General features: G+C 71.8%; 18 protein-coding genes. 10 read left to right on the forward strand and 8 right to left on the reverse strand.

From position 1 onward, the window contains the following. The first annotated feature begins 6 nt into the window (after nucleotides 1-6). From FH608_RS08100 to FH608_RS08110, 3 genes are all read left to right on the forward strand, one after another. Nucleotides 7-2,952: a glycoside hydrolase family 48 protein gene (locus FH608_RS08100; protein WP_226899132.1), complete on the forward strand. Its 2,946-nt coding sequence runs from the start codon at nucleotides 7-9 to the stop codon at nucleotides 2,950-2,952. Beyond that, nucleotides 2,895-5,459, forward strand: coding sequence for a glycoside hydrolase family 9 protein (locus FH608_RS08105; protein ID WP_139629943.1), 2,565 nt, complete (start codon nucleotides 2,895-2,897; stop codon nucleotides 5,457-5,459). The genes FH608_RS08100 and FH608_RS08105 overlap by 58 nt, the downstream gene beginning before the upstream one ends. 64 nt (nucleotides 5,460-5,523) lie before the next feature. Further along, nucleotides 5,524-7,110, forward strand: coding sequence for a cellulase family glycosylhydrolase (locus tag FH608_RS08110; protein ID WP_139629724.1), 1,587 nt, complete (start codon nucleotides 5,524-5,526; stop codon nucleotides 7,108-7,110). A gap of 123 nt (nucleotides 7,111-7,233) precedes the next feature. Here FH608_RS08110 and FH608_RS08115 read toward each other — a convergent pair whose 3' ends face one another. From FH608_RS08115 to FH608_RS08135, 5 genes are all read right to left on the reverse strand, one after another. Next, a complete protein-coding gene (locus FH608_RS08115) occupies nucleotides 7,234-7,761 on the reverse strand; it encodes a hypothetical protein (protein ID WP_139629725.1) in 528 nt (175 codons plus the stop codon). Then, on the reverse strand, nucleotides 7,758-8,819 hold the full coding sequence (locus FH608_RS08120; protein WP_139629726.1) for a lytic polysaccharide monooxygenase auxiliary activity family 9 protein: 1,062 nt from the start codon (nucleotides 8,817-8,819) through the stop codon (nucleotides 7,758-7,760). The genes FH608_RS08115 and FH608_RS08120 overlap by 4 nt, the downstream gene beginning before the upstream one ends. A 266-nt stretch (nucleotides 8,820-9,085) precedes the next feature. After that, nucleotides 9,086-10,336, reverse strand: a complete 1,251-nt coding sequence (locus tag FH608_RS08125) for a serine/threonine-protein kinase (protein WP_139629727.1) — start codon at nucleotides 10,334-10,336, stop codon at nucleotides 9,086-9,088. Next, on the reverse strand, nucleotides 10,323-11,294 hold the full coding sequence (locus FH608_RS08130; RefSeq protein WP_139629728.1) for a LacI family DNA-binding transcriptional regulator: 972 nt from the start codon (nucleotides 11,292-11,294) through the stop codon (nucleotides 10,323-10,325). The genes FH608_RS08125 and FH608_RS08130 overlap by 14 nt, the downstream gene beginning before the upstream one ends. Nucleotides 11,295-11,466: 172 nt before the next feature. Next, entirely contained in the window at nucleotides 11,467-13,623 is a 2,157-nt protein-coding gene (locus FH608_RS08135; protein WP_139629729.1) for a transglycosylase domain-containing protein, read from the reverse strand. Nucleotides 13,624-13,899: 276 nt separating this feature from the next. Between FH608_RS08135 and FH608_RS08140 the strand changes: the two genes are divergently transcribed. From FH608_RS08140 to FH608_RS08150, 3 genes are all read left to right on the forward strand, one after another. Then, nucleotides 13,900-15,279: a hypothetical protein gene (locus tag FH608_RS08140; RefSeq protein WP_139629730.1), complete on the forward strand. Its 1,380-nt coding sequence runs from the start codon at nucleotides 13,900-13,902 to the stop codon at nucleotides 15,277-15,279. Then, nucleotides 15,276-16,274 carry a hypothetical protein gene (locus FH608_RS08145; protein WP_139629731.1) on the forward strand — a complete coding sequence of 333 codons (999 nt, stop codon included), beginning with the start codon at nucleotides 15,276-15,278 and terminating at the stop codon, nucleotides 16,272-16,274. Before FH608_RS08140 ends, FH608_RS08145 begins: the two co-directional genes overlap by 4 nt. A gap of 93 nt (nucleotides 16,275-16,367) precedes the next feature. Continuing rightward, nucleotides 16,368-16,772 carry an STAS domain-containing protein gene (locus tag FH608_RS08150; RefSeq protein WP_139629732.1) on the forward strand — a complete coding sequence of 135 codons (405 nt, stop codon included), beginning with the start codon at nucleotides 16,368-16,370 and terminating at the stop codon, nucleotides 16,770-16,772. Nucleotides 16,773-16,775: 3 nt separating this feature from the next. Here the strand turns inward: FH608_RS08150 and FH608_RS08155 are convergent, their stop codons facing one another. Next, nucleotides 16,776-18,182 (reverse strand): dihydrolipoyl dehydrogenase family protein, encoded by a 1,407-nt coding sequence (locus tag FH608_RS08155; RefSeq protein ID WP_139629733.1) that lies wholly within the window; start codon nucleotides 18,180-18,182, stop codon nucleotides 16,776-16,778. A gap of 187 nt (nucleotides 18,183-18,369) precedes the next feature. Beyond that, nucleotides 18,370-20,010 (reverse strand): IucA/IucC family siderophore biosynthesis protein, encoded by a 1,641-nt coding sequence (locus FH608_RS08160; protein WP_226899135.1) that lies wholly within the window; start codon nucleotides 20,008-20,010, stop codon nucleotides 18,370-18,372. A 49-nt stretch (nucleotides 20,011-20,059) separates the two neighbouring features. Here FH608_RS08160 and FH608_RS08165 point away from each other — a divergent pair, with 49 nt between their 5' ends. Beyond that, nucleotides 20,060-21,595, forward strand: coding sequence for an IucA/IucC family C-terminal-domain containing protein (locus FH608_RS08165; protein WP_193318296.1), 1,536 nt, complete (start codon nucleotides 20,060-20,062; stop codon nucleotides 21,593-21,595). On the opposite strand, the gene rfaE2 is transcribed toward FH608_RS08165, so the two are convergent. Then, nucleotides 21,567-22,982 (reverse strand): D-glycero-beta-D-manno-heptose 1-phosphate adenylyltransferase, encoded by a 1,416-nt coding sequence (gene rfaE2 / locus FH608_RS08170; RefSeq protein ID WP_139629734.1) that lies wholly within the window; start codon nucleotides 22,980-22,982, stop codon nucleotides 21,567-21,569. The two genes, FH608_RS08165 and rfaE2, sit on opposite strands and share 29 nt — an antisense overlap. Before the next feature lie 108 nt (nucleotides 22,983-23,090). Between rfaE2 and FH608_RS08175 the strand changes: the two genes are divergently transcribed. Genes FH608_RS08175 through FH608_RS08185 form a run of 3 tightly spaced genes read left to right on the forward strand, consistent with a single transcriptional unit; the run spans nucleotide 23,091 to nucleotide 25,929 of the window. Further along, the gene (locus tag FH608_RS08175) at nucleotides 23,091-24,149 is read left to right on the forward strand and encodes a glycosyltransferase family 9 protein (protein ID WP_139629735.1); all 1,059 of its coding nucleotides are present in this window, start codon (nucleotides 23,091-23,093) and stop codon (nucleotides 24,147-24,149) included. A 53-nt stretch (nucleotides 24,150-24,202) separates the two neighbouring features. Beyond that, the gene (locus FH608_RS08180; protein WP_139629736.1) at nucleotides 24,203-24,715 is read left to right on the forward strand and encodes a SigE family RNA polymerase sigma factor; all 513 of its coding nucleotides are present in this window, start codon (nucleotides 24,203-24,205) and stop codon (nucleotides 24,713-24,715) included. Then, complete coding sequence (locus FH608_RS08185) at nucleotides 24,712-25,929, forward strand: hypothetical protein (RefSeq protein ID WP_139629737.1); 1,218 nt, start codon at nucleotides 24,712-24,714, stop codon at nucleotides 25,927-25,929. The genes FH608_RS08180 and FH608_RS08185 overlap by 4 nt, the downstream gene beginning before the upstream one ends. Nucleotides 25,930-25,947: the final 18 nt, after the last annotated feature.

Genomic DNA, 25,947 nt, shown 5'->3' on the forward strand with positions numbered 1-25,947 from the left:
GATCCCGTGACGCACAGACCTCCTGCCCTACTCACCCGCTTATCGAGACGCCTCTCGGTGGCGGCCGCGCTCGTCCTCGTGGCGAGCGCGACCGCGGCCGTGACCGCCGCTCCCGCCCAGGCGGCCGTGGCGTGCGACGTGACGTACAACGCCAACTCCTGGACGAGCAGCCCCGGCCAGGGCGGGTTCACCGCGAACATCTCGCTGAAGAACACCGGTGACCCGATCACGTCGTGGACGCTGGCCTTCGACTTCCCGACCTCGGGCCAGAAGTACACGCCGTCCGGCTGGGGCGCGAACTGGAGCCAGTCCGGCACCCGCGTGACCGCCACCAACATGCCGTGGAACGGCACCCTGGCCACCGGCGCCACCACGTCGATCGGCTTCAACGGCACCTGGACCGGCAGCAACCCGAACCCCACCTCGTTCAGCGTGAACGGCACCTCTTGTGGCGGCGCCAACACGCCTCCCTCAGTCTCGCTGACCTCGCCGACCGCGGGGCAGACGTTCACCGCCCCGGCCACCGTGGCCATCGCGGCGAACGCCTCCGACTCCGACGGCTCGGTCTCCAAGGTCGACTTCTACCAGGGCTCCACGCTGCTCGGCAGCGACACCTCGGCCCCGTACAGCTACAGCTGGACCGGCGTGGCGGCGGGCAGCTACTCGATCACCGCGCGGGCCACCGACAACGGCGGCGCGACCACCACCTCGGCGCCGGTCGGCATCACGGTCTCCCAGAACACGGGCCCCTCGCTCGTGGTGAGCCCGGCGAGCGTGTCCGTGCCGGAGGGCGGGGACGCGAACGTCACCGTCAAGCTGTCGCAGGCGCCGTCCTCCAACGTGACCGTGACCACGGCGCGCACGAGCGGTGACAGCGACCTCAGCGTCTCGGCCGGCGCCAGCCGGACGTTCACGCCGTCCAACTGGAACACCGCCCAGAACGTCACGCTCTCGGCGGCCCAGGACTCCGACACGACCTCCGGAACGGCCGTGTTCAGGGTGAGCGCCACCGGCTACACCGCCGTCAACGTGACCGCCACCGAGGCGGACGACGACGTCGGCGGCGACAACGAGTACGTCCAGCGCTTCGTCGAGCTCTACAACGAGATCCACGACCCGGCCAACGGCTACTTCTCGCCCGAGGGCGTGCCGTACCACTCGATCGAGACGTTCATGGTCGAGGCGCCGGACCACGGGCACGAGACCACGTCCGAGGCCTACAGCTACTACCTGTGGCTGGAGGCGGTCTACGGGCAGGTCACCGGCGACTGGTCGAAGTTCAACGACGCGTGGGCCTCGATGGAGAAGTACATCATCCCGTCCAGCGCCGACCAGCCGACGAACTCCTTCTACACGCCGTCCAAGCCGGCCACGTACGCGCCGGAGTCGAACGACATCAGCGACTACCCGTCGCAGCTCGACACCGGAGTAAGCGTGGGCCAGGACCCGCTGGCCAACGAGCTGAAGAGCGCGTACGGCACCGGTGACATCTACGGCATGCACTGGCTGCTCGACGTCGACAACACCTACGGCTTCGGCCACTGCGGCGACGGCACCACCAGGCCCGCCTACATCAACACCTACCAGCGCGGCCCCGAGGAGTCGGTCTTCGAGACGATTCCGCAGCCGTCCTGCGACACGTTCGCGTTCGGCGGGCCCAACGGCTACCTGGACCTGTTCACCAAGGACGCCTCCTACGCCAAGCAGTGGAAGTACACCAACGCCCCCGACGCCGACGCCCGGGCCGTGCAGGCCGCGTACTGGGCGCAGACGTGGGCCAAGGCCCAGGGCAAGGAGTCGCAGATCTCCGCGTCGGTCGGCAAGGCCGCGAAGATGGGCGACTACCTGCGCTACGCGATGTACGACAAGTACTTCAAGAAGCCCGGCTGCACGAGCACGTCGTGCGCGGCCGGCACCGGCAAGGACGCCTCCAACTACCTGCTGAGCTGGTACTACGCCTGGGGCGGCGCGACCGACTCCAGCGCCGGCTGGGCGTGGCGGATCGGCTCCAGCCACAACCACTCCGGTTACCAGAACCCGCTCGCGGCCTGGGCGCTGTCGAACGTGACCGAGCTGAAGCCCAAGAGCAGCAGCGCGGTGACCGACTGGAGCACCAGCCTCACCAGGCAGTTGCAGTTCTACGGCTGGCTGCAGTCGGCCGAGGGCGCCATCGCCGGTGGCGCGACCAACAGCTGGGAGGGCCACTACGCGACGCCGCCGAGCGGCCTGCCGAAGTTCCACGGCCTGACCTACGACTGGCAGCCCGTCTACCACGACCCGCCGTCGAACCAGTGGTTCGGCTTCCAGGCGTGGACGATGGAGCGGGTGGCCGAGCTGTACTACGCGTCGGGCAACGCCGACGCGAAGGCGCTGCTCGACAAGTGGGTCGGCTGGGCGATGGACAACACCACCATCAACGCGGACGGCTCGTACCAGATCCCGTCCACGCTGCGGTGGACCGGGCAGCCCGTGGGCGACTTCAGCGCCAACTCGGGCATGCCGCCGGCCAACCCGGGCCTGCACGTGACGATCGCCGACTACACGAACGACGTGGGCGTGGCCGGCGCGTACGCCAAGGCGCTCATGTACTACGCGGCCAAGGCGAACGACACGGACGCGCGGGACATGGCCAAGGCGCTGCTCGACGGCGTCTGGCAGCACCGCGACGCCGAGGGCGTGTCCGTCCCGGAGACCAAGACCGACTACAGCCGTATCGACGACCCGGTCTACGTGCCCGACGGCTGGACCGGCGAGATGCCGAACGGCGACCCGATCAACTCCGACTCGACCTTCATCTCGATCAGGTCGTTCTACGAGGACGACCCCGCCTGGCCGGAGGTCAGCGCCTACCTCAACGGCACGGGCCCCGCGCCCGTCTTCAACTACCACCGGTTCTGGGCGCAGGTGGACGTCGCCGTCGCCCTCGCCGAGTACGGACGGCTCTTCCCGTGAGAAAAGCACTGATCGCCGTGGCGTCGCTGGTCCTGCCCCTGTGCATCGCAGGGGCCGGGCCGGCGGCCCACGCCGCCGCCGCACCCGCCTTCCCCTACGGGGAGGCGCTGCAGAAGTCGTTGTGGTTCTACGAGGCCCAGCAGTCGGGCGACCTGCCGAGCTGGAACCGGGTCAGCTGGCGCGGCGACTCGGGCATGCACGACGGCGAGGACGTCGGCCTGGACCTCACAGGCGGCTGGTACGACGCGGGCGACCACGTCAAGTTCGGCCTCCCGATGGCCGCCTCCACCACGATGCTGGCCTGGGGCGCGGTCGAGTACCGCGACGCCTACGCGGACTCCGGCCAGCTCACGCACCTGCTCAACAACCTCAAGTGGGTCAACGACTACTTCATCAAGGCCCACCCCTCACCCAACGTGCTCTACGGCCAGGTCGGCAACGGCGGCACGGACCACGCCTGGTGGGGACCGGCCGAGGCCATGCAGATGGCGCGGCCCGCGTACAAGATCGACGCCTCGTGCGGCGGGTCGGACCTGGCAGGGGAGACGGCGGCCGCGATGGCGGCCTCGTCGATCGTCTTCCGCCCGACAAATCCGTCATACGCGGACACGCTGCTGACGCACGCCAAGCAGCTGTACTCCTTCGCCGACACCGTCAGGAAGAAGTACAGCGACTGCATCACCGACGCCCAGGGCTATTACCAGTCCTGGAGCGGCTACAACGACGAGCTGGTCTGGGGCGCGATCTGGCTCTACCGTGCCACGGACGACGCCTCCTACCTGGCCAAGGCCGAGGCCGGCTACGACAACCTGGGCAACGAACCGCAGACCACCACGAAGTCGTACAAGTGGACGATCGCGTGGGACGACAAGTCGTACGGCGCGTACGTGCTGCTGCACAAGCTGACCGGCAAGCAGCGCTACCTGGACGACGCCAACCGCTGGCTCGACTGGTGGACCGTCGGCGTCAACGGCTCCAAGGTGGCGTACTCGCCGGGCGGCCAGGCCGTGCTGGACCGGTGGGGCTCGCTGCGGTACGCGGCCAACACCGCGTTCGCCGCGCTCGTGCACAGCGACTCCATCACCGACGCCACGCGCAAGGCCCGCTACCACGACTTCGCGGTACGGCAGATCAACTACGCGCTCGGCGACAACCCACGCAACTCGTCGTACATGATCGGGTTCGGTGACAACCCGCCGAAGAACCCGCACCACCGCACGGCGCACGGCTCGTGGACCGACCAGATCACCAACCCCGCGCAGACCCGCCACACCCTGTACGGCGCGCTCGTCGGCGGCCCGCCCGACCCGAACGACGCCTACACCGACAAGCGTGACGACTACGTCATGAACGAGGTCGCCACCGACTACAACGCCGGCTTCACCAGCGCGCTGGCCCGGCTCTACAAGGAGTACGGCGGCGCCCCCGCGGCGAACTTCCCGCCGCGCGAGACGCCGGACGGTCCGGAGATCTTCGTCGAGGCGGGCGTGAACGCCTCGGGCGGCAACTTCACCGAGATCAAGGCCATCGTCCGCAACCAGTCGGCCTGGCCCGCGCGGGTCCTGTCCGACGGCTCGTTCCGCTACTACTTCACGCTCGACGGCTCGACGACCGCCTCGCAGATCACCGTGTCGTCGGCCTACACGCAGTGCGCTGCGCCCACGCTGCACCAGGCGAGCGGCACCACGTACTACGTGAACATCGACTGCTCCGGGCAGGCCATCGCCCCGGCCGGGCAGTCGCAGCACCGCAGGGAGGTCCAGTTCAGGATCGCCAGCTCGGGCACGTGGGACCCGGCCAACGACTGGTCGTACCGGAACATCCCCACCACGCCCGGCGCGACGCCGGAGCGGACGGAGAACATCACCCTCTACAGCGGTGCCACCAAGATCTGGGGTGAGCCCCCGGGTCCGGAGGAAGAGGACACGACAGCGCCCAGCAAGCCGGGCAAGCCCGCGGCATCCGGGATCACGGGCTCGACCGCCGAGCTGAGCTGGACCGCCTCCACGGACAACGTGGGTGTGAGCGGATACGACGTCTACCTGGGGTCCACAAAGGTAGGCACGGCCGCGAGCGCGTCCTTCGACCTGAGCGGGCTCACCCCGGCCACGTCCTACACCGCCCACGTGGTGGCGAGGGACGCGGCCGGCAACACCTCCACGCCGTCCGACAGCACGGAGTTCACCACCACGAACACCACGCCGCCGCCCCCGGGCGGGTGCTCGGCGACGTACAAGGTGGTGAACTCCTGGGGCGGCGCCTTCCAGGCCGAGGTGACGGTCAAGAACAACGGCACGGCCGCCACCACCGGCTGGACCGTCGGCTGGACGTCCGCCAACCAGATCACCCAGCTCTGGGGCGGCCGGCACACCCAGTCCGGCTCCAGCGTCACCGTCAGGAACGAGGCCTACAACGGGGCGCTCGCCCCCGGCGCGAGCACCACGTTCGGCTTCATCGCCAACGGCACGCCCACCACTCCCGACCCCGTCACCTGCACCCCCGCCTGAGTGAAGCTCCGCCCCCGTCGCAGCAGCGGCGGGGGCGGTTCCACAGCTCAGTGAAAGGCAGCACATGAGACCCCTCTTCACCGCGCTGGCCTGCCTCCTCGCGTTCCTCGTCGCACCCGCCCTGCCCGCGAGCGCCGCCACCGGCATCCACGTCAGCGGCACGAAGATCCTGGAGGCCGACGGCCAGGAGTTCGTCATGCGCGGCACCAGCCACGCCCACACCTGGTACGCGACGCAGACCAAGGCGTTCGCCGACATCAAGTCGCTGAAGGCCAACACCGTCCGGGTCGTGCTCAGCGGCGGCCGCTGGACCGCAAACTCCGTCTCCGACGTGGCCAACGTCGTCTCCCTGTGCAAGCAGAACAAGCTCATCTGCGTGCTGGAGAACCACGACACCACCGGGTACGGCGAGCAGAGCGGCGCCTACACCCTCGACCAGGCCGCCGACTACTGGATCAGCGTCAAGTCCGCCCTGGTCGGCCAGGAGGACTACGTCATCGTCAACATCGGCAACGAGCCGGTCGGCAACAACGCCGTCAGCCCCGGCTGGGCCGCCGCCACCTCGGCCGCGATCAGGAAGCTGCGCGACAACGGCTTCGACCACGCGCTCATGGTCGACGCGCCCAACTGGGGCCAGGACTGGCAGTTCACCATGCGGGACAACGCGCAGGCCGTCTTCGACAGCGACCCCGACAAGAACACGATCTTCTCCATCCACATGTACGGCGTCTTCGACACGGCCGCGGAGATCACCTCGTACATGGACGCGTTCAGGACCGCCGGGCTGCCGCTGGTCGTCGGCGAGTTCGGGTTCAACCACTCCGACGGGAACCCGGACGAGGACACGATCATGGCGCAGGCCGTGAGCCGCGGCATCGGCTACCTCGGCTGGTCGTGGAGCGGCAACGGCGGCGGCGTCGAGTACCTCGACCAGGTCACCAACTTCGACGTCACCCAGCTCACCTCCTGGGGCCAGCGCCTGTTCAACGGCGCCAACGGCATCGCCGCGACCTCCCGGCAGGCCTCGATCTACGGTGGCGGCAGTGATGACACCAGCCCGCCCACCGCGCCGGGCCGGCCGTCGGCCTCGGACATCACCTCGTCGGGGGCCAGACTGACCTGGACGGCCTCCACCGACGACGTGGGCGTCGCCGGCTACGACGTCTACACCACGGCGGGCGCCGCGCTCGGCTCGACCGCCACCAACTCGATCACGCTGACCGGGCTGTCGGCGGCCACCGCGTACCAGGTGAACGTCAAGGCCAGGGACGCGGCCGGCAACCAGTCGGCGGCGTCGCCGACGGCGTCGTTCACCACGCTGAGCGGCGGCGGTGACGGCGGCGGCGGCTGCACGGCCGCGGGCACCGTGGGGAGCCAGTGGAGCGGCGGGTACGTCGTGCAGCCCGTGACCGTGACCAACACCAGCTCGTCCAGCACGTCGAGCTGGACGGTGACGTTCACGCTGCCCGCCGGGCACACCATCACCGGCTCCTGGAACGCCACGGTGACCGTCAGCGGCAGGACCGTGACCGCCAGGAACGCGAGCTACAACGGCACGCTGGCGCCGAACGCCGGCACCAGCTTCGGGTTCCAGGCGAGCCGCCCGGGCGGCGACACGTCCGTGCCGTCCGGCTACACCTGCGCCAACTGAACCGCCCGTCCTGTCACTGCGTATGAGGAGGTGAGGCGAGAACACCATCCCTGCCCCATGACCATCCCGCCCGGATGGGACGGACGCGGCCGGCACCTCCAACCGGTCGCGTCCGTTTGTCTGCTACTTCGACTGAGATCGGGTGGCCTGGGCGAACCGCTGACGGGCCGCGTCGATGGCGTCCTCGTCCTCGAACCCGGCGAACGCCTGCTCGTGGTAGCGGGCGGGGATGAGCTTCCTGACCCGGTCCGGATACCCCACGCCCGGCTCCGGCACCTTGATGACGGGCGGGATGCCGAGGCGGACGGCGATCGGGCCGGAGGCGCGCACGGAGGTCTTCCAGTCGGTGCCCTCGCCGGTGATCGCGCACATGTGGCGGGCGTACACCCACTTCACCTCGACGACGGAGGTGGCGTCCGGCGGGTCGATGCCGAAGGGCTCCACGGCGCACACGACCCGCGACTCGAACTCGTGGCCGTGCGCGTGGTGCTCGGCGGGCGATGACTGCTCCAGGGCCAGCGTCACCTGGGCGGCGAGCTCGTCGTACAGCTGTGACGACGGCTGCCGCCCGGCGAGGAACGTCACCCCGGCCAGCGCCAGGCCGGCCAGGGTGACGACCGCCGCGGCCAGCCCGCGACGTGAGACGATCACGGGCTGGTGCAGGAGAGGGTCGGGGCCGGGCTCGGGACCGAGCCGGTCGCGTTGAAGCCGAACGAGGTGGACGCGTTCGGCGCCAGCTGCCCGTTGTAGGAGGCGTTCTTGACCACCACGTTGGGCGGCTGCCCGGACAGCACGCCGTTCCACGGCGAGCCGTCGAAGCCCTGCCCGCCGGTGTACGACCACGAGACGGTCCAGCCGTTGAGCGAGGAGGAGCTGGTGTTCTTCACCGTCACCTCGCCCTGGAAGTGGCCGGCCCAGCCGGTGTCGGTCGCCTTCCAGGTGGCCGTGCAGGCACCCGGGTTGGGCGTCACGGTGGGAGTCACCGTCGGGGTGGCGGTGGGCGTGCTCTGGCCCGGGCCGACACCGGTGACCTCGCCGTTGCCGCCGTCGAAGACGACGTCGGAGCAGCTGTAGAAGTTCTCGTTGCTGTCGGAGCGGATCCAGTGCGTGTAGATGATGTGCCGGCCGGTCTTGCCGGACGGCAGCTGGGCGTTCCAGTAGTAGTAGTTGAGCGCGCCGGCGGGGCCGGTGTCGGGCGGGTTGGTGACGCTGCCGAACGGCTCCAGGTCGGACCACTTCAGCGGCCCGTCGGGGTTCCAGCCGTTCTTGGTGATGTAGTAGTTGAACGAGCCCGGGTGCTTGGCCCAGTTGCTGTGCCGCATCTGGATGGTCGCGCCCGAGGTCAGGTGGGTCACCGGCCAGTCATTGCGCACCGCGTTGTAGGCCGTGAAGTCGTACGGCCCGCCGGTGCCGCCGCTGCAGAGCTGCCCGTCGGGGATGAACCCGGAGGTGCGGCCCGCGCCGTCGGAGCGCAGCACCGCGAACCAGTTGTACAGCGGGGTCGTGCCGCTCTGCGCGACGGCGGCCGCGCACGCGGGGTTGTAGGGCTGGATCTGGCCGTTCTCCCGCAGGCCGTCCTGCCAGCACAGGAACGTCCGGGCACCGGGGAACATCGACACCCCGTGCGCCTGTGCCTGCGTGGGCACCATCAGGACAGTGGTGATCAGAACCATGACGGCGGTGATCGCCGCCGACTTGAACAACCTCATGGGGATTCCCTTGCGCTGACGACAGAGGAAACCTGCCCACGATCGGCCCGCCCGGGTGATCGCATTGAATCACGCCGCTCGCCGCCCGACAACGCGCCGTGAAAGTTTCACGTGATCTTGGTCATGGGGAGTGTTGCCACTAGGGTGGGAGCGCTCCCATTCAGGGGTGTGCCGAGCGGCCGTGCTTGCGAGGGGTGCGGACCGCCGCTCGAGGGGTACGGCTTGGTGCTGCCGTACCCCTCAGTTCTGCTTGAGGGGGCCTACCTTCAGTTCTGCTTGAGAGCGGCGTCGATGTCGTCCAGCCGGGCCTGCAGCTCGCTCAGGCAGGCGGGCGCGAGCCGGCCCTCGCCGAAGCGGTCGGAGAGCTTCCGGCGCACGCCGTCCGTCTGGGCCTCGGACGGCCCGTGCGGCGGCACCGCGGCGCGCAGCACCTGCTTGAGGTCCAGTACGACGTCGTCGTCGGTCGCGCCGCACGGCGTCCTGGCCTCCAGCGCGCTCTTGAAGCCGTCCAGGGCCTGCTCGACGCTGATCGCGCTGGCCGGCGTGCGTTCCACCAGCCGGGCGCTCGGCGGCGGCCCGACCGTGGAATCCGGCTGCCGGATCGCGGCCTGCTGGGGCCCCGCCTGCTGGAACCAGAGCAGCGCGGACAGCGCGATGGCCGCCGAGCCGGCGACCGTGAGGCCGCGCCGCACGTGCCGGCCCAGCGTCGCCGCGCCGATCGCGGAGTTGAGCGCCGAGACGATCTCGGCCGCGGTCGGCCGCTCGTCCGGAGCGTGCGCCAGGCACCGCTGGCAGAGCGAGGCCACGGCGTACGGCACGCCGGGGACGCGGGGCGGCGGCTCGGTCCTGCGGGCCGCCTCGATCTCCTCCCATGTCGTCTCCGGGTACGGCGTGCGCCCGGTGAGCATGGTGTGCAGCAGCACGCCCAAGGCGTACACGTCGACCGCGGGATGCGTCGGCGCGCCCAGCAGCCGTTCGGGGGCGACGTAGGGAGGCGTGCCCCGGTCGTCGTCGGGGTCGCCGGCCCAGGCCGCGATGCCGAAGTCGAGCAGCCGGGGGCCGTCGGAGGTGAGCAGCACGTTCTCGGCCGTCACGTCCCGGTGGACCAGGCCGCGCGCGTGGCCGGCCATCAGCACCCTGGCCAGCCGGAGCGCGATGGCCGCCGCCTCCGGCCAGGGCAGCGGTCCCTGCTCGATGCGCTCGGCCAGCGGCGTGCCGTCGAGCAGCGGCATCACCACGTAGGCCGCGACGCCGCCGTTGGTGGTGACGGTCTCGCCGTAGTCGTAGATCTCGATCGAGTCGGGGTGGATGAACCGGGCCGCGGCGCGGGCCTCGCTGCGCGCGCTGACGCGCTCGTCGTCGCCGGTGTGCAGCGAGGCGGTGAGCACCTTGACCGCGATCATCCGGTGCAGCGACTGGTCGAAGGCACGCCAGATGACCGACATCCCCCCGCGGGCCAGCGGATCCAGCAGCAGATACCGGCGGGCCAGCACGTCCCCCGGCTCAAGCCGACTCACGGATGACCAGTTCCGTGGGGAGGACGGGGTCGATCCCCGCGGCCCCCGTCAGGAGCAGCCGGGTGGCGACCGTGGCGAGCTCCTCGACGGGCTGGCGGACGGTGGTGAGGGCGGGGACGGTGTGCCGGGCGACCGGGGCGTCGTCGAACCCGATCACCGCGACGTCCGAGGGCACCTTGCGCCCGGCCCTGCGCAGTGCCTGGATCGCGCCCGCGGCCATCAGGTCGGAGGCGACGAAGACGGCGTCCAGCCCCGGCGCGTGGCGTAATAACCACTGCATGGCATGGGTGCCTGAGGCCGCGGTGAAGTCGCCGTACGCCACGGGCACGTCGGGCAGGCCGGCCGCCTGGAGCGTGCGCACCAGGCCCTCCAGCCGGTCGCGGGCGCCGGGCAGGGACGGCGGGCCCCCGATGGCGGCGACGTTGCGGCGGCCGGACAGCAGGAAGTGCTCGGCCGCCTGGCGGCCGCCGTCGGCGTTGTCCACGTCGGCGTACGGCAGCTTGAGGTCGTGAGGCGGGCGGCCGATGTTGCGCACGGGGACGCCCGAGGTGGACAACTTGATCGCCAGCGGGTGGCGTTCCCTGGCGCCGATGATGAGCACCGCGCCGGACAGCGCGGGGAGGGTGGAGGACGTCGGCGTCACGGTGGTCACCATCAGGTGGGTGCCGTGTTCGCTGATCACGGCACCCGCCGCGGACAGGAGCCGGGCATAGTACGGCTCTGAGAACAGGCGGGGGAGGTGATCGCAGATCACCGCCGTGACGCCGTCGGCCATGGTCTTGGCGGCCGTGCCCCGTGGTGCGCGTTGTCGGACATATCCCATACGGGAGACGGCGTCGTATACTTGCCGGCGGGTCGAGGTACTGACCCGCACCGAGCCCGTGAGGACCCGAGATGCGGTCGCGGGGGAAACCCCTGCAGCGGCCGCCACCTGTGCCAGTGTGGGCTGCTCGGTCATGGAGCACCTCGCGGAAAGTTCCTGGGAGCGCTCCCAACGGTACCAATGTTTCGGCGCTGTTAATAGGGCCTTTGCAAGGAGTGCGTCCTATTGTACGGACGCACTCAGAATTTCCCGAGCTAGTGGCGTTAAAGAGGGGTAAGTTCTTTTTTGTCCGTCTCTCGTGCGGTCGTCACTGGTCCTGGACGGTGCCCACGTTCGCCTCGTCCAGCTGCCCGTCCGGGTTCTCGTCGCCGAAGTCAGGGTCCACCTGCCGCCGCGGCTGGCAGCTCTGGCCACAGCCGCCGAAGCGCTCGCTGTTGATCGGCGTGAAGTCGGTCGGGGGCACGCCCTTCAGCGCGACCTTCATGGTGTCGTTGAAGATCGGGCCGGGGATCGAGGCGCCGAAGACCGAGCCGTAGTAGCGGCCGCCGATGGTGATGTTGTTCAGCTTGTGGGTGACCGCGCCGCGCGGGTCGCCGATGCTGACCGCGCCGGCCAGGTCGGGGGTGAACCCGGCGAACCAGGCGGTGGCCTGGTCATCGGTGGTGCCGGTCTTGCCGGCGACCGGGCGGCCGATGCCGCCGACTCCTGCCATGGTGCCCTTGGTGAACACGCCCTCCATGATGGACGCCGCCGCGTCCGTGACCTCGGGGTCGATCACCTGCTTGCACTTCGGCTTGTAGTCGGTGACCTTGCCGTTGCGGTCGGTGATCTTGGTGATGGCCATGGGCCGGCAGTACTTGCCGCGCGCCGCGATCCCGGCGTACGCGGTGGCCACCGTCACCGGGTCCATCTCGTTGATGCCGAGCGTGAAGGTCTCGTACTCCTGCAGCTTCTGGCCGTCGGAGCGCTTGATGCCGAGCGACTTGGCCGTCTCCACCGTCTCGCACAGGCCGACCTTCTGCTCCAGCGTCAGGAAGAAGGTGTTGACCGAGCCCCACGTGCCCGTGGACAGCGACTTGAAGCCGCCGCCGCCCTCGTCGTTGTGGACGGTGTGCGTCGGGTCGCCGACCCGCTCGCCCTTGCAGTTCTTGAACGAGGAGTAGTAGGGGGCGCGGAAGCCGCTGCCCACGGTGAAGCCCTCGTTGATCTTCATGCCCTGCTTGAGCGCCGTGAGCAGGGTGAACACCTTGAACGTCGAACCGGCCTGGAAGCCGATGCCGCCGCCGTGCACCGCGTCGGCGACCACGTTGTACGACATCTCGTTCTTGCGCCTGCTGTTGCCGTACTTGCGGCTGGCGGCCATGGCCTTGATCTCGCCCGTGCCCGGCTGCACCAGCGCCTCGGAGGCCACCGGGTCGTCGGAGGGGTAGACGTGCTTCTTGATCGCCTGCTCGGCGGCCTTCTGCATCTTCGGGTCGATCGTGGTCTGGATCGTCAGGCCGCCCCGGTTGAGGAACTGCGCCCGCGCCTTCTTCGTCTTGCCGAAGTCGGGGTTGCTGAGGATCTCGTTGCGCACGTACATGCAGAAGTACGGAACGTTGCTGGCCCCGCAGCCGCCCGGCAGCCCGGTGCCCTTGTAGCCGAGCTTCGTGGCCTTGGCCTCGGCGGCCTGCTCCGGCGTGATCTTCTTCAGCTCGGCCATCCGGTCGAGCACGACGTTGCGTCGCTCCAGCAGCCGGGCCTGGAACTTCTTGCCCCGGTTGGGGTCGGTCATGTTGGGGTCCTGCACCGCGCCGGCCAGGGTGGCGGCCTGGGGCAGGGACAGCTCGGCGGCCGTCACGCCGAAGAACCGCTTGGCGGCGGCCTCGACGCCGTAGGCGCTGGCGCCGAAGTACGCGATGTTCAGGTATTTCTCGAGGATCTGGTCCTTGGTGTACTTCTCCTCGATCGCCATCGCGTAGCGCAGCTCGTTCAGCTTGCGCGCGTAGCTCGCCTCAAGGGCGGCGTTCTTCTCCTCGGTGGTGGTCGCGGAGTTGAGCAGCACCTGCTTGACGTACTGCTGGGTGATGGAGGAGCCGCCCTGGGCGATGCCGCCCGAGCTGAGGTTCTTGGCCAGGGCGCGCACGGTGCCCTCGATGTCGATGGCCCCGTGCTCGTAGAACCGGTAGTCCTCGATCGAGATGATCGCCGTCTTCATGATGTCGGCGATCTCGTCGAGCGAGACGTTCTCGCGGTACTCCTCGTAGAACGTCGCGATCTCGTTGCCCTTGGCGTCGAGCACCGTGGTCTTCTCCGCGAGCGGGGGCTCCTTGAGCTGCTGCGGTTTGATGCCCAGGTCCTCGGATGCCGAGACGAACATCGCTCCGGTGCCCCCGACCGCGGGCAGCGCGATGGCCGCTGCCACCACGCCGGCGGCGACCGCGGCCCCGGTGAGGCGCGCGACACTCGACAAACGGGAACCCATGGTGGTGAATCCTCCCCCTCGTGGCAATAGGGTGCATCCTAAACCCCGGCATGACCTGCTCCATGTAAAAGCTTGGACCTCGTCCGAGGACGGATTGTTCGCGTCGGAAGCGAAGTTTTCTCTGATTCGGGGGCCGAACGGAACTTCGGGTCGCGTGTGGCCTGTGCGACAGCTGTGGCGATCTTCAGTTTTCGCCAAAGGAAGCGTGTTGACGTGCGGGCGGGAGCTCTTCGCTCTGGCAATGTCGATTTCCTACCAGTCGCGGTGGGGGGTCTTATGCGACGTGTCGGGGATGGCGAGCACTTTGATCGGTTGCTCGCCGCCGCCAGGACGTACTGGGGCGAGAGCCCCGGCGGCGAGAGCTGCGTCGTGGCGGAAGCGTTCGACCAGGACATCAGAGTCGTGGTGCGCACGCTCATGGTCGCGAAGGCAGTCGGCGAGCTGTTGTCGGCGCGGCTGTTCGCCCTGGTCGACCCGGAGTGGCGCAGGCTGGCCGAGGTGTTCGGGGCCGAGGCCGACGGCCGGCCGCGGGTGCCGCCGGCGGCGCTCGTCACCAGCCGGGCCGATGCCGACGTGCGCAGGGAGATCCCGGTCGTGCACGTGCACGGCACGGGCTCGCTGATGGCGTACGCGCTCTTCCCCGACCAGGGGCCCTGCTCGTTCCAGGAGGAGCTGCCCGCCCGGGTGGGCGCGTTCTTCGAACGGCACGTCTGGCCGCACAGGCACGCGATCGCGCCCGGCGCCGAGCGCACCGCCTGGCGGGCCAAGAGCGGCTACCAGGTCCGTACGGACACCGAGCGGCGCCAGCTGCGCCACTACGGCTGCGCCCGGCTGGGCCTCGACCCCGAGCGGCCGACCATCACCGTCTTCGGCCACACGCCCGTGCAGGACACGGAGCTGTTCCACGCGACGGTGGAGTACGCCGCGTCGGACGTGTCGGCGAACTGGCTGTTCCTCGACCCCGTCCCGAACGCCCACCCCCGCATCCGGTGCGTGACCGGCGACCTGTCCACCAACCTGCTGTGGAGCATGACCGACGCGGGCGTCACGTTCAGCGACAGCGACCTGCCGGCGTTCGGCATCCCCGTCGTGCAGGCGGGCTGGTCGGTGGGCGGCGCCTGCGGCGGCACGCACGTCGCCCGGCAGGCGTCGGACATCCGCCTGCTGCTCGACGAGGTCGTCGCCAAGCACGACAAGGGCGAGTCGATCCTGGAGCCGGAGCAGCGCGAGCGCGCCCGCCTGTGGCTCTGGCTGCGCCGCTGCGGCGCCGACGTGCCGACCCAGTTGCTGCCGCACTGGGAGCACGGCGTCGACTACGCGCGGGCGCTCGCCGTCAACCTGTGGCATGTGGAGCGCGACGGAGATCCCCTTTACAGCGCGATCGCGCGCATGTGGGAGCGGCGCGAGCCCATGCTCACCCGTTTCGACTTCCGCGACCCGGCCGGGCCGTACGTCCGCGGCCACGAGCCGTTCGCCCGCCCCGGCCAGGCCGGTCACCAGCCGTTCGCGCCGCCCGGACCGGCCGGACACGAGCCGTTCGCGCCGCCAGGTCACGAGCCTTTCGCGCCGCCCGTATCGGCCGGACACCACGAAGAGCACCCCATGAGCAGCTTCCACGACCCGGAAGGGTCGTTCGTCACGAGGAGCACCCCATGACCAGCCCAGGATCCGCCACCGAGCTCGACCAGCTGATTCTGCCCGCCATCCCGCCCGTCCACCTCAACAGCGGCCAGGTCGCCGCGCTGCAGGTGACCGACCGGCTGCATCGCGGCACGGAGATCGTGGGCCGGTTCGAGGCCTCGGGGCTGGCGGGGTTCAAGGTCTCCTCGCAGGGTCGCGCGCTGCGGGTGCTGCTGTCGCTGTCGCTGGACGACCGGTCCGTGCCCGGCTGGCAGTCCGGCAGGGCGGAGCCGGGAGCCGGGCTGCCCCGGCTGGTGCAGGTCCGCTCCCAGGGGCGGCTGCGCCAGTGCGTGCTGCTCAAGGGCAAGCGGGCGCACGCCAGGGTCGCCTTCGACCTGGCGCCCGAGGAGATCCCCGACGACGGGCTGGTCTGCGTCGAGCTGCTCGACATCGCCGAGGGCGACGGCGTCAGCGAGGAACTGCGCCAGGCCGTGTCGGGGCGCGTCATGCCCGAAGGGGTGGCCGGGATGCGGCTGAACAAGGTCGTGTTCGAGGAGCCTCCGGCGGTGGACTTCGACCCCGACACGCTCGACGGCGCCCGCTGCGAGCTGTCCACGCTGATCAGCGCGGGCGGCATGGCCAATCTCAACCGGCAGGGCGTGCGCGTGCTGCGGTCGGGCATGTTCGTGGTCAACCCGGTGCTGAAGGACACCTTCGGGTCGAGCGGCCGCGTCACGTTCAGGCTGGGGACCAAGGCGGAGCCCGCGAGCGTCATCCCCGCGACCTGGCGGCGGGTGAACAGCGAGCTGCGCTGGATGCGTCACGCCGCCAGGAAGGTGCTGGGCATGGCGGCGCCGCCCGTGGACCAGGTGTTCAGCCTCCGGGACGGGGACCTGGGCGTGCCGGAGCAGCGCACCGACGGCAACGTGACGGAGCTGCTGCTGCCGAGCGCCAAGACCTCGCCGTTCCTGGTCATCATGGGTCCGTGCCTGGGCGCCGTGCCCACGCTGGAGTCGGCCTCCTCGTACTAGGGGCCGGCGACTCCGGAGGCATGCGCGGCCCCATGCGGGTGGAAAAATAGCGGTAAGCCGTGATATCGGCGCACACGGGGCAGTTTTCTCTATGTGCGTAGTGGCTTGCGGATCGACACGATCCGGCACCTCCATTGCACGGTCTTGCGCGCCAGCGGCGATCTGGACCACGCGGGCCGGGAGCGGTTCAGCTCCTGCCTCAACGCCGTGTGGAACTGGTCGCAGGGGCCCGTCCTCGTGTTCGACCTGGGAGATCTCGACTTCTACGACTCCTCCGTCATCGGCGTGCTGGCGATGGCCATGCAGCGGATGGAGGACGAGGACGCCGACGGCCGGATCATCGTGGTGCGGCCCTCGCGCCACCTGCTGGAGGTGCTGCGGCTGACCGACCTGCTGTCGCGGGTGGAGCTGCGGGGCAGCGTCGAGGAGGCGGTGGCGGAGCTGACGCTGGAAGCGGAAGCTCCTGCCACCTGCTCGCGATCCTCCCGGAGGCGGTAGGGCTCAGAGGCCGTACGCCTCCAGGAGGCGCAGCCAGATCTCGCTCACCGTCGGGAAACAGGGCACCGCGTGCCAGAGGCGGTCGAGCGGCACCTCGCCCGTCACCGCGATCGTGGCGGAGTGCAGCAGGTCGGCCGCGCCCGGCGCCGCGAACGTGACGCCCAGCAGCACCTTCCTGTCCTCGTCCACCACGGCCCTCGCCTGGCCGCGGTAACCCTCGCCCATCAGGTAGCCGCCCGTGACCTCGCCCATGTCGTAGTCGACCACCCGCACCCGGAAGCCGTCGGCGCGGGCCATCGCCTCCGTCCTGCCGACCGCGCAGATCTGCGGATCGGTGAAGACGACCTGCGGCGCGCCGTAGCCGTCGGCCAGGTCCCGCATCTGGGACAGCTCGTCGCCACGGGCCCGCGCGGCGATCACGTCACCGCAGACGCGGGCCTGGTACTTGCCCATGTGGGTGAGCAGCGCCCGCCAGTTGACGTCGCCCACGGCGTACAGCCAGCCGTCGGAGATCGCGGTGGCCCGCAGGCTGTCGTCCACCTCGACGGGCTTGCCGTCGGGCAGGCCCACGGTGCTGAGCCCGAGGTCGCCGGTGGCGGGCAGGCGGCCGGTCGCCACCAGCACCTCGTCGGCCTCCAGCGGCGGCCCCTCGGGCAGGTGCACGGTCACCTTGCCGCCGCGCTCCGGGCGCTCGACCCTGGTGGCCTCGACGTGGTAGCGCACGTCGATGCCGGACTCGGCGAACGAGTCGGCCAGCAGCTCGCCCGCGAACGGCTCCATCCTGCCGAGGAGCTCGCCGCCGCGCACGAGCACGGTGGTCTGCCGCGCGCCCAGCCCGTGCATGGCCTGGGCCATCTCGCAGGCGACCACGCCACCGCCGATCACGACCAGCCGCTCGGGGACGGACTCGGTCGCGGTCACCTCGTGGCTGGTCCAGGGCTCGGCCTCGGCCAGCCCCGGGATGGCCGGGATGGCCGGGACGCTGCCGGTGGCCAGCACCACGGCGTGGCGGGCGGTCAGGAGGCGCTCGCCGCCGTCCTCCATGGCGACGCGCACGCGCTTGGGGCCGTCGAGCCGGCCGCGCCCGCGGAAGAACTCGGCCGGCACGCTCTCGATCCAGCGCACCTGGCCGGAGTCGTCGAAGTGGGAGACGGTCTCGTCGCGCCTGGCCAGCACCGCGGCCACGTCGACGGGGCCGAGCGAGAGCCCCGGGGAGCGCTTCACGTCGCCTATCAGGTCGACCGGACGCAGCAGCGCCTTGCTCGGCACGCACGCCCAGAAGGCGCACTCGCCGCCCGCCAGCCGCTCCTCGACGATGGCCGCCGTCAGCCCGCCGCGCACGGCGCGGTCCACGACGTTCTCGCCGGCCGGACCGGCGCCGATCACGATGACGTCGAACTCGTCAGCCACTCCGGCCTCCTGAAGCACTCGGATACGGGCCGCGCTCTTTCACGCGCGGTCCTGATCATCACGGTACGACGCCGCGCCGGACAGGCGGCCGTCGGCCCCTGTCGTTCTCGCGCTGCGTTCCCCCATGGTCCGTAGCGTGCCCCCAGGATCGATCGTTACCCGGACATTCGCTCAGGTCCCTGCCGTATCAGCCGGCGAGCGGGTTGGGCAGCCGGGTCCAGCTGTCGCCGGGCGGCGCGCCCTCCAGGCGGGCGAGCAGGTGCGCCTTGGCCGTGAGGTGCGGCCCGAACAGGGCCGCGCGGTCCTCCTTCGTGCCGGGCAGCTCGTCGAACGCGTCGCGTGCCGCGGCGGCCACGACGTCCCAGAGCCGCGACTCCGCGGCCCGGTCGCGCCGGCAGAACAGGGCGATCAGGCTGCCGAACGTGGTGCCGACGAGCCCGCCGTACAGCTTGGCGTGCAGGGTCCCGGGGTCGTCGGCGAGCAGCCTGGCGCTGACCGGCGGCGTCCCGACGCCGTGGCGGGCCAGCCGGGCCGGGCTGATCCGCACGTCGGCCAGGTCGCGGTAGACCAGCCGGGCCGGCAGGCCGTCCCGGCCCGGCTCGACGAGCAGGTTCTGGCCGTGCGCCTCGAGTGCCACGCCGAGGGCCAGCAGGCCCAGGGCGTCCCGGAGGGCCAGCCGGGCGAACGCGGCCAGCCAGGCGCGCGGGTCGCGCACCATCGCGCTGGTGACGGCGGCGACCGGGATCGCCGCGCCCGCCGGCTCGCGCCACATGGCCGCCAGGTCGGGACTGAACGCGCCGTTCACCCTGGCGGCGGCCCCGGCCAGGTAGCGGGCGACGCGCGGCCGCCCGCCCAGCCGGGCGGCCAGGGTGGTGAGCAGGTCCGACAGGTGCACGCAGTCGCGGACCGAGCCGGGGGAGAGATCGCGGACGGCGGAGGTCAGGCGGGTGCTGAGGGCCGTCTTCACGTGCGGGCCGCCGTCGACCGGGGCGAGCGTGCGGGCGGACATGAGCGGGCGGGCCGGTACGGCGCCCGTCACGTGCGGACGCAGGCCCAGCCCCGGCAGGACGTGGGCGCTCTGCCAGGGGTGCACGGGCAGCAGCAGCCGGTCCCCGTCCGTGAGGTGGGCCGGCCACGAACCCGACACCAGGCAGTCCGCGGCGGGCACGGCGAGCAGGTCGAGGCGGACGGTCGGGCGGTGTTCCGGCATGTACGCGAGCTGCTCCTCCACGGAGAGGCCCGGCCGGGTGCGGCAGCCCGGGTGGTAGGGGTGGCCGTCCACCACGCTCTGCTCGTGTTCCTCGGGAGTGGCGGGGGTGCGGGCGGGCTCCGCGCGGGACAGCGCCAGCGACGCCACGCCGTTGTCCAGGTCGCCGACCAGCCCTGCCGTGCCGGGCAGGGCGAGGGCGGCCAGCAGCTCGGCGGGATGCGTGTACGGGCGGCCGTCCAGCCAGAGCGCCGGCTCGCCGTCCAGGTCGTACGGCCCCCGCGCCCGCCCCGCGAGCCGGCGCCCGTCCGCCAGCGGAACCTCCACCAGCCCCGGCCCCGCGAGCCCGCGCCCGTCAGGCGGCGGAACCGCGACCGGGGCCGCGAGGTCGGGCCCGGTCCGCGGCGGGACGTCGGCCAGGCCCGGGAGCCCGCGCCAGTCCGGCCGCGGGACGTCGGCCAGGCCCGGGAGCGGTTCGTACAGGAGGCTGCGCCAGAGGCGGCCCAGGATGGCGGCGCGCGCGCCGGGCAGGGCCGCGACGTAGGCGGCGGACAGGTCGGGACGGGTGAGCGCCAGGTCGGCCGCGAACTCCGCCTCCATGCGCCTCATACCTAGCAGCATTTCCAGATTGTGGGCATCAATACGGACAAAGGGTAGGGATAGGGACGCCATGACAGTTATCGACGGCCCTGTCCCTCTTTCCGGGGAGGCGCGGGCGGAGGCCGCGGCCCTGGCGGTGACGGCCCTGCTCAACTGCCTGATCCGCGAGGTGGCCCGGCCCGCGGGGGACGGCGCCTACGTGCTGCCCGCCACCGGCCACGTCCTGCGCGCAGGGGGCGGGCGCTACCCCTCCTGCCCCGCGCTGCGCACGCCCGCCGGCTGGTGCCCGCTGGCGCTGGACGACCTGGTCGCGCTGGCGGCCGCCGAGCTGCGCGCGGGCACCGGGGTGGCCAACGACGCCCTGCCCGCGGAGATCGCGCACAGCCGGGACGTCACGGCCGCCCTGCTGGCCGCCAGGCGGGCAGCGACGCCGCCCGCGGACCCGTACCTGCGCTCCGAGCAGGCGCTCGTGGCGGGCCACCGCTACCATCCGGCGCCCAAGGCCCGGGGCGGTTCCGGGCCGTCGGCGTGGCTGCCGTACTCGCCGGAGGCGCACGCGAGCTTCGCGCTGCCGCTGCTCGGGGTGCCGGTCGAGGCGCTGGTGGACGAGGGCGACACGAGCGGGCTCGACCTGCTGGGCCCGCCGCCGGGCGACGGCCTGGCCCTGCTGCCCGCCCACCCCTGGCAGCTGGACCTGCTCGGCAGGCCGCTGCCCGCGCTGGGCGTCACGGAGGCCGTGGCGTGGCCGACCTCGTCGGTGCGCACGGTCTACCTGCCGGAGCCGGACCTGTTCTGCAAGTTCAGCCTGGACGTGCGGATCACGAACGACATCAGGCGGCTGTGGCTGCGCGACCTCGGGCGCCTGGCCGCGGTCGCCGACGTCGTGGGGCGGGCGTTCGACGACCTGCCCGCGCACGTGCCGCGCCCGGCCGTGCTGGGCGACCGCGGCTACCGCAGCGCCCGGCTGGGCGGAGACGGCGGCGAGGCGCTGGCGGTCATCGTCCGCGACGGGCTGCGCCGGCACCTGCGGCCGGGGCTGACAGCGCTGCTCGCGGCCGGGATCAGCGAAGGGTTCACCGGCAACCCGCTCGACGGGCTGGACGCGGGCCGGGCGCTCGCCTGGTGGGACCGCTACCTCGGCCACGTGGTGCCCCCGGTGCTGCACGCGTACTTCCGCCACGGGGTGGTGCTCGAATGCCACCTGCAGAACGTGCTGGTCGCCGTGGACGGCCGGGGCGAGCCCGCGCAGGCCCTCTTCCGCGACCACGAGGGCGTCAAGCTCCTCGCCGAGCCCGGGGTGGACGGCGCGTACGGGTGGGAGCGGCTGGTGTACTGCCTGGTGACCAACAACCTCAGCGAGATCGCCGGAGCGATCGCGGACCGGCACCCGGCGCTGCGGGGAGCGCTGTGGGCGCGGGCCAGGGAGGTGTTCGCCGCCTGCGGTGAGGACCACGGCGGCCCGGGGCAGCTGCGTGACCTGCTGGCCGCCGCGCACGTCCCCGCCAAGGCCAACCTGCTGCTGCGCTGGCTGGACGCGGACGGCGGCGCGATGCGGTGCGTGCCCGTGCCGAACCCGCTCAGGGAAGCAGGCGCATGCGGCCGATGATGGCCGTGGTCGAGCGGTCGGGCAGGTAGCCGAGCACCCGTACCTCGCCGCCGAGCGCGCGCACCAGCGGCGCCTCGGGCAGCATCTCCGGGGTGTAGTCGCCGCCCTTGACGTAGAGCTCGGGGCGGATCATCCGCAGCAGCCGCTCCGGCGTGTCCTCGTCGAACTCGGTCACGTAGTCGACGTCGTTCAGCGCCGCCAGCACGGACATGCGGTCCTCGCACGGGTTGAGCGGGCGGCCGGGGCCTTTGAGCCTGGCCACGCTGGCGTCGCTGTTGACCGCCACCACGAGCACGTCGCCGAGCCGGCCCGCCTGCTCCAGGTACGTCACGTGCCCCCGGTGCAGCACGTCGAAGCAGCCGTTGGTGAACACCACCCGCTCGCCCCTCCGCCGGTGCTCGTCCAGCAGCTGGGCCAGCCGCTCGGCCGTCTGCACGGTGCCGTCGTGGCGGCGCAGGGCGCGCTGCAGCTCGTACCTGGTGCACACGGCCGTCCCGGGGCGGCGTACGACGACGCCGGCCGCCGCCTGGCCCGCCTCCGCGGCCTCCTCCGGCGACGCGCCGCCCGCCAGCCAGAGCGCGAACGCCGCCGTGTAGGTGTCGCCCGCGCCCGTGGCCATGTGCTGGGGCGCGGGCCTGGCGTAGGTGCGGTACGGCGGGCGGCCGGCCCGGTGCAGCAGCGTGCCCTCGCCGTCCAGCGTGGTCACCACGATCCCGGCCCGGGTCAGCTCCATGAGCCGGTCGGAGCGGGCCGTCAGGTACGCCAGGCGGTCGGCCGGCTCGTCCGGGTCTCCCAGCAGGCGGACGACCTCGGCGTAGTTGGGCAGGACGGCGGCGGGGGCGCACTCGCCCCAAGGCGCAATCGCGTGCGCGTCCACCACCAGCAGCGGCAGCCCGGCCAGCGCTCGGCGCACGGCCGCGGTGAACACGCCGCCGCCGTAGTCGCAGGCCACCACCACGTCGGCACCGGGCACGGCCTCCCGCAGCCGGCCGAGCAGCTCCCGCTCGGCCCGCTCGGGGAGCACGTCGAGGTCCTCCTCGTCGTAGCGGGCGGTGAGCTGGCCGCCGCTGACCAGCCGCCGCTTGTGCGCCGTGCGCCGGCCGGGCACGGTCACCAGGCAGGTCTCGACGCCGAGCAGGCGCAGGGACTGGACGAGCTTGTCGCCGCACGCGTCGTCGCCGACCGCGCCGATCAGCCGTACGCGGGCGCCGAGCGCCACGAGGTTGGCGGCCGTGTTGGCGGCCCCGCCGGGCGCCTCGTCGGTGGCCTCCAGGCTCATCACGGGCACGGGCGCCTCCTGGGCCAGGCGCTTGGCCGAGCAGCGCAGCCAGGAGTCGAGCATGACGTCGCCGACGACCACGGCGCTGATGGTCCTGTCTGTGCCCATGAGGAGCGACTACCTGGGAAAGCGCTGCTCAAACCCGGGTCCCCGCCGCCGCCCCGAGTGCGGTGGGAGAACGTTAAACGTGCGGGGCCCCCGGGTAGCGCATCCGCCATGCGAGGCACGTCCGGGCTGGTGGAAGGGGTGGAGCGGATCGCCGTGCTGCGGGCGAACGCCCTCGGCGACTTCCTGCTCGCCCTCCCGGCCCTGGACGCGCTCCGCCGCGCCTACCCCGCCGCCCGCCTCACGCTGCTCGCCACCGCCTGGCACGCGGACTTCCTCCGGGGCCGCCCGGGGCCGGTGGACGACGTGGTGGTGCTGCCGCCGATCCCGGGGGTGTCGGCGGAGGAGGGCGGGCACCCGGCCCCGGAGGGGCTGTGCGAGGAGTTGCGGGCACGCAGGTTCGACCTGGCGGTGCAGATCCACGGCGGCGGCCGGCACTCCAACCCGTTCATCAGTGGCCTGGGCGCGCGGGTGACCGCCGGGATGCGCGCTCCCGGGGCGCGGCCCCTGGACCGCTGGGTGCCGTACACGGCCTATCACCACGAGACGCTGCGCTTCCTTCAGGTCGCCGCGCTGGTCGGCGCGCCCGGGGGCGACGGCCTGGAGCCGCGGGTGGCGGTGACGGCGGACGACCGGGCGGAGCTGGCGCGGGTGCTCGGCGAGCCGCCGCCGGGCCTCGTCGCCGTGCACCCCGGGGCCAGGGATCCCCGGCGGCGCTGGCCGGTGGAGCGGTTCGCGGAGGTGGCCGACCGGCTCGGCCGGCCCGTCGCCGTCACGGGCACCCCGAAGGAGGAGGGCCTGGTGGCGGGCGTGGTCGAGGCGATGCGCCGGCCCGCGATCCCCGTCGTCGGGACGCTCGGCATCGGCGGGCTGGCCGCGCTGTACGAGCGGTGCGACCTGGTGATCGCCAACGACACGGGCCCGCGCCACCTGGCCGCCGCGGTCGGCACGCCCACGGTCGCGGTCTACTGGTGCGGCAACCTGATCACGTACGGGCCGCTCACCAGAACCAGGCACCGGCCGGTCGTCTCGTGGACCACGGCGTGCCCCACCTGCGGCGCGGACGGCATGGACCCCGGGGCCGCGCGCTGCCCGCACGACCCGTCGTGGGTGCGCGACGTGCCGGTGGACGGGGTGATGGAGCAGGTTCACGACCTGCTGGACGCATAGCGGGCGGGGCCACGGGCGTCTGAGAGGGTGACATCAATCCCCCGGAGGTGGTCGTGGACGCCGTTGACGAGCAACGATTCCGCGAATTCGTCTCTGCCCGTTCCCCCGCCCTCATGCGGCTCGGCTTCCTGCTCACCGGCGGCGACCAGCACGCGGCCGAGGACCTGGTGCAGACCGCGCTGGCGAAACTGGCGACGAGGTGGCGGCGCGTGGAGGCGCCCGAGGCGTACGCCAGGCAGATCATGTACCGCCAGCAGGTCAGCTGGTGGCGGGCGAGCGTGCGGCGCGGCGAGGTGGTCCAAGCGGCGCCGCCCGATCGGGCGGGCCGCGACCCGCACCACCAGCGTGAGCTGCGCATGGTGCTGCGGACGGCGCTGGCCAGGCTCACCGCGCGGCAGCGCGCGGTGCTGGTGCTGAGGTATTTCGAGGACCTGCCCGAGCAGGAGGTCGCCCGGGTGATGGGCTGCTCCGTCGGCACGGTCAGGAGCACGGCGCACAGGTCGCTGGCGCGCCTGCGCGAGATCGCCCCCGAGTTGGCCCAGGAACTGGTGGAGGTGGCCAAATGACGCGACTGCTACGGGACAACCTGCGGGAATGGGCCGACGAGGTCAAGGTGCCGCACGACCTGGCCGACCGGGCGCTACGGAGGCGCGCCCGGAGGCCCGTGGGCATGGGAGCTCTGGCCACGGTGCTGGCCGTGGGCCTGGTGGCGGCGATCGCCGTGGCCGTGGCGGGGTTGCGGGGCACGCTGCCCGGGCCGGACTCCGCGCGCCCGGCGAGCGGCATCGCGCTGCCGGCCCGTCCCTCGCCCGCGCCGACCGACGTGCGGGCCGACACGGAGCACAGCCCGCCGGCCACGCTGGTCGCCGCCGGCCGCATGGCCATGTCCGCCTACTACACCATCAGCCGGGAGCAGCCCTCGGGCAACCTGCAGCCGTTCCGTCGCGTGTGGTCGCTGTACGACCCGCGTACCGGCGGCTACGAGCGGACCTCGTGGGGCTGGGTGGACGCGGCGCCGGGGCTGCAGGTCGCGGCGGTCCTCGACGGCGACCTGGTGAGCAGGCGGCTGGGAATCCTCGACATGAACAGCAGGCAGATCCTGAAGTGGTTCGACCTGGAGCACCCCGTGGGCTCGGTCACGTGGTCACCCGACGGCACGAGGGTCCTCGCCACGGCCTATTCCAGCAGTCCCGACGTGCTGGAGGGGAAGGGCGACCAGGCGAGCGTGATCAGGGACAGCCCGCGTACCGGCTACTACATCGTCGACGTCGAGGCGGGCACGACCGACTACCACGAGCTGCCGCCGATGGCCGACGGGATGGGCGACGAGAAGATCTTCAACATGAACGCCCGCCAGGACCTCGGCTGGAGCCTGGACGGCAGCCTGCTCTGGGCCCCCACCAGCACGATGCCGGACCGGGTCTTCTACACCCTCGACGGCGAGCCGGCGGAGTGGCCCGAGGGCGACCGGTACGTGGACTACACGGGCATCTCGGCGACCTCGCCGGACGGCCGCCTGGTGCTGGGCGACGACGGCCTCCCGACGCGGATCACCGATGCGGCGACGGGCGAGATCGCCGGGCGCCAGCGGGTGCTGCAGCTGCACGCCTGGGCGGACGACGACGACGTCATCGCGCTGGGCTGCGCCGGGACGTGCGAGAACGAGTTCAACAACGGCATGGTCCTGGTGAGCGTGGACGGCGAGCGGACGACCCAGCTCACCAGGAACCGCGACACCAACGCGGACGGCGCCTGGCGCTGGGTGCTGACTCCTCGGTAATTGGACCGATCGTTCTCG

The sequence above is a fragment of the Nonomuraea phyllanthi genome (genome assembly GCF_006334985.2).
In the GTDB taxonomy this organism is placed as follows: domain Bacteria; phylum Actinomycetota; class Actinomycetes; order Streptosporangiales; family Streptosporangiaceae; genus Nonomuraea; species Nonomuraea phyllanthi.

What these genes read in the sequence shown, in the direction of transcription:
- FH608_RS08120 (WP_139629726.1), bottom strand. Translation starts at nt 8,819, where the DNA reads ATGAGGTTGTTCAAGTCGGCGGCGATCACCGCCGTCATGGTTCTGATC.
- FH608_RS08110 (WP_139629724.1), top strand. Translation starts at nt 5,524, where the DNA reads ATGAGACCCCTCTTCACCGCGCTGGCCTGCCTCCTCGCGTTCCTCGTC.
- FH608_RS08185 (WP_139629737.1), top strand. Translation starts at nt 24,712, where the DNA reads ATGACGCGACTGCTACGGGACAACCTGCGGGAATGGGCCGACGAGGTC.
- FH608_RS08160 (WP_226899135.1), bottom strand. Translation starts at nt 20,010, where the DNA reads ATGCTGCTAGGTATGAGGCGCATGGAGGCGGAGTTCGCGGCCGACCTG.
- FH608_RS08140 (WP_139629730.1), top strand. Translation starts at nt 13,900, where the DNA reads ATGCGACGTGTCGGGGATGGCGAGCACTTTGATCGGTTGCTCGCCGCC.
- FH608_RS08145 (WP_139629731.1), top strand. Translation starts at nt 15,276, where the DNA reads ATGACCAGCCCAGGATCCGCCACCGAGCTCGACCAGCTGATTCTGCCC.
- FH608_RS08175 (WP_139629735.1), top strand. Translation starts at nt 23,091, where the DNA reads ATGCGAGGCACGTCCGGGCTGGTGGAAGGGGTGGAGCGGATCGCCGTG.
- rfaE2 (WP_139629734.1), bottom strand. Translation starts at nt 22,982, where the DNA reads ATGGGCACAGACAGGACCATCAGCGCCGTGGTCGTCGGCGACGTCATG.
- FH608_RS08130 (WP_139629728.1), bottom strand. Translation starts at nt 11,294, where the DNA reads ATGACCGAGCAGCCCACACTGGCACAGGTGGCGGCCGCTGCAGGGGTT.
- FH608_RS08135 (WP_139629729.1), bottom strand. Translation starts at nt 13,623, where the DNA reads ATGGGTTCCCGTTTGTCGAGTGTCGCGCGCCTCACCGGGGCCGCGGTC.
- FH608_RS08165 (WP_193318296.1), top strand. Translation starts at nt 20,060, where the DNA reads ATGACAGTTATCGACGGCCCTGTCCCTCTTTCCGGGGAGGCGCGGGCG.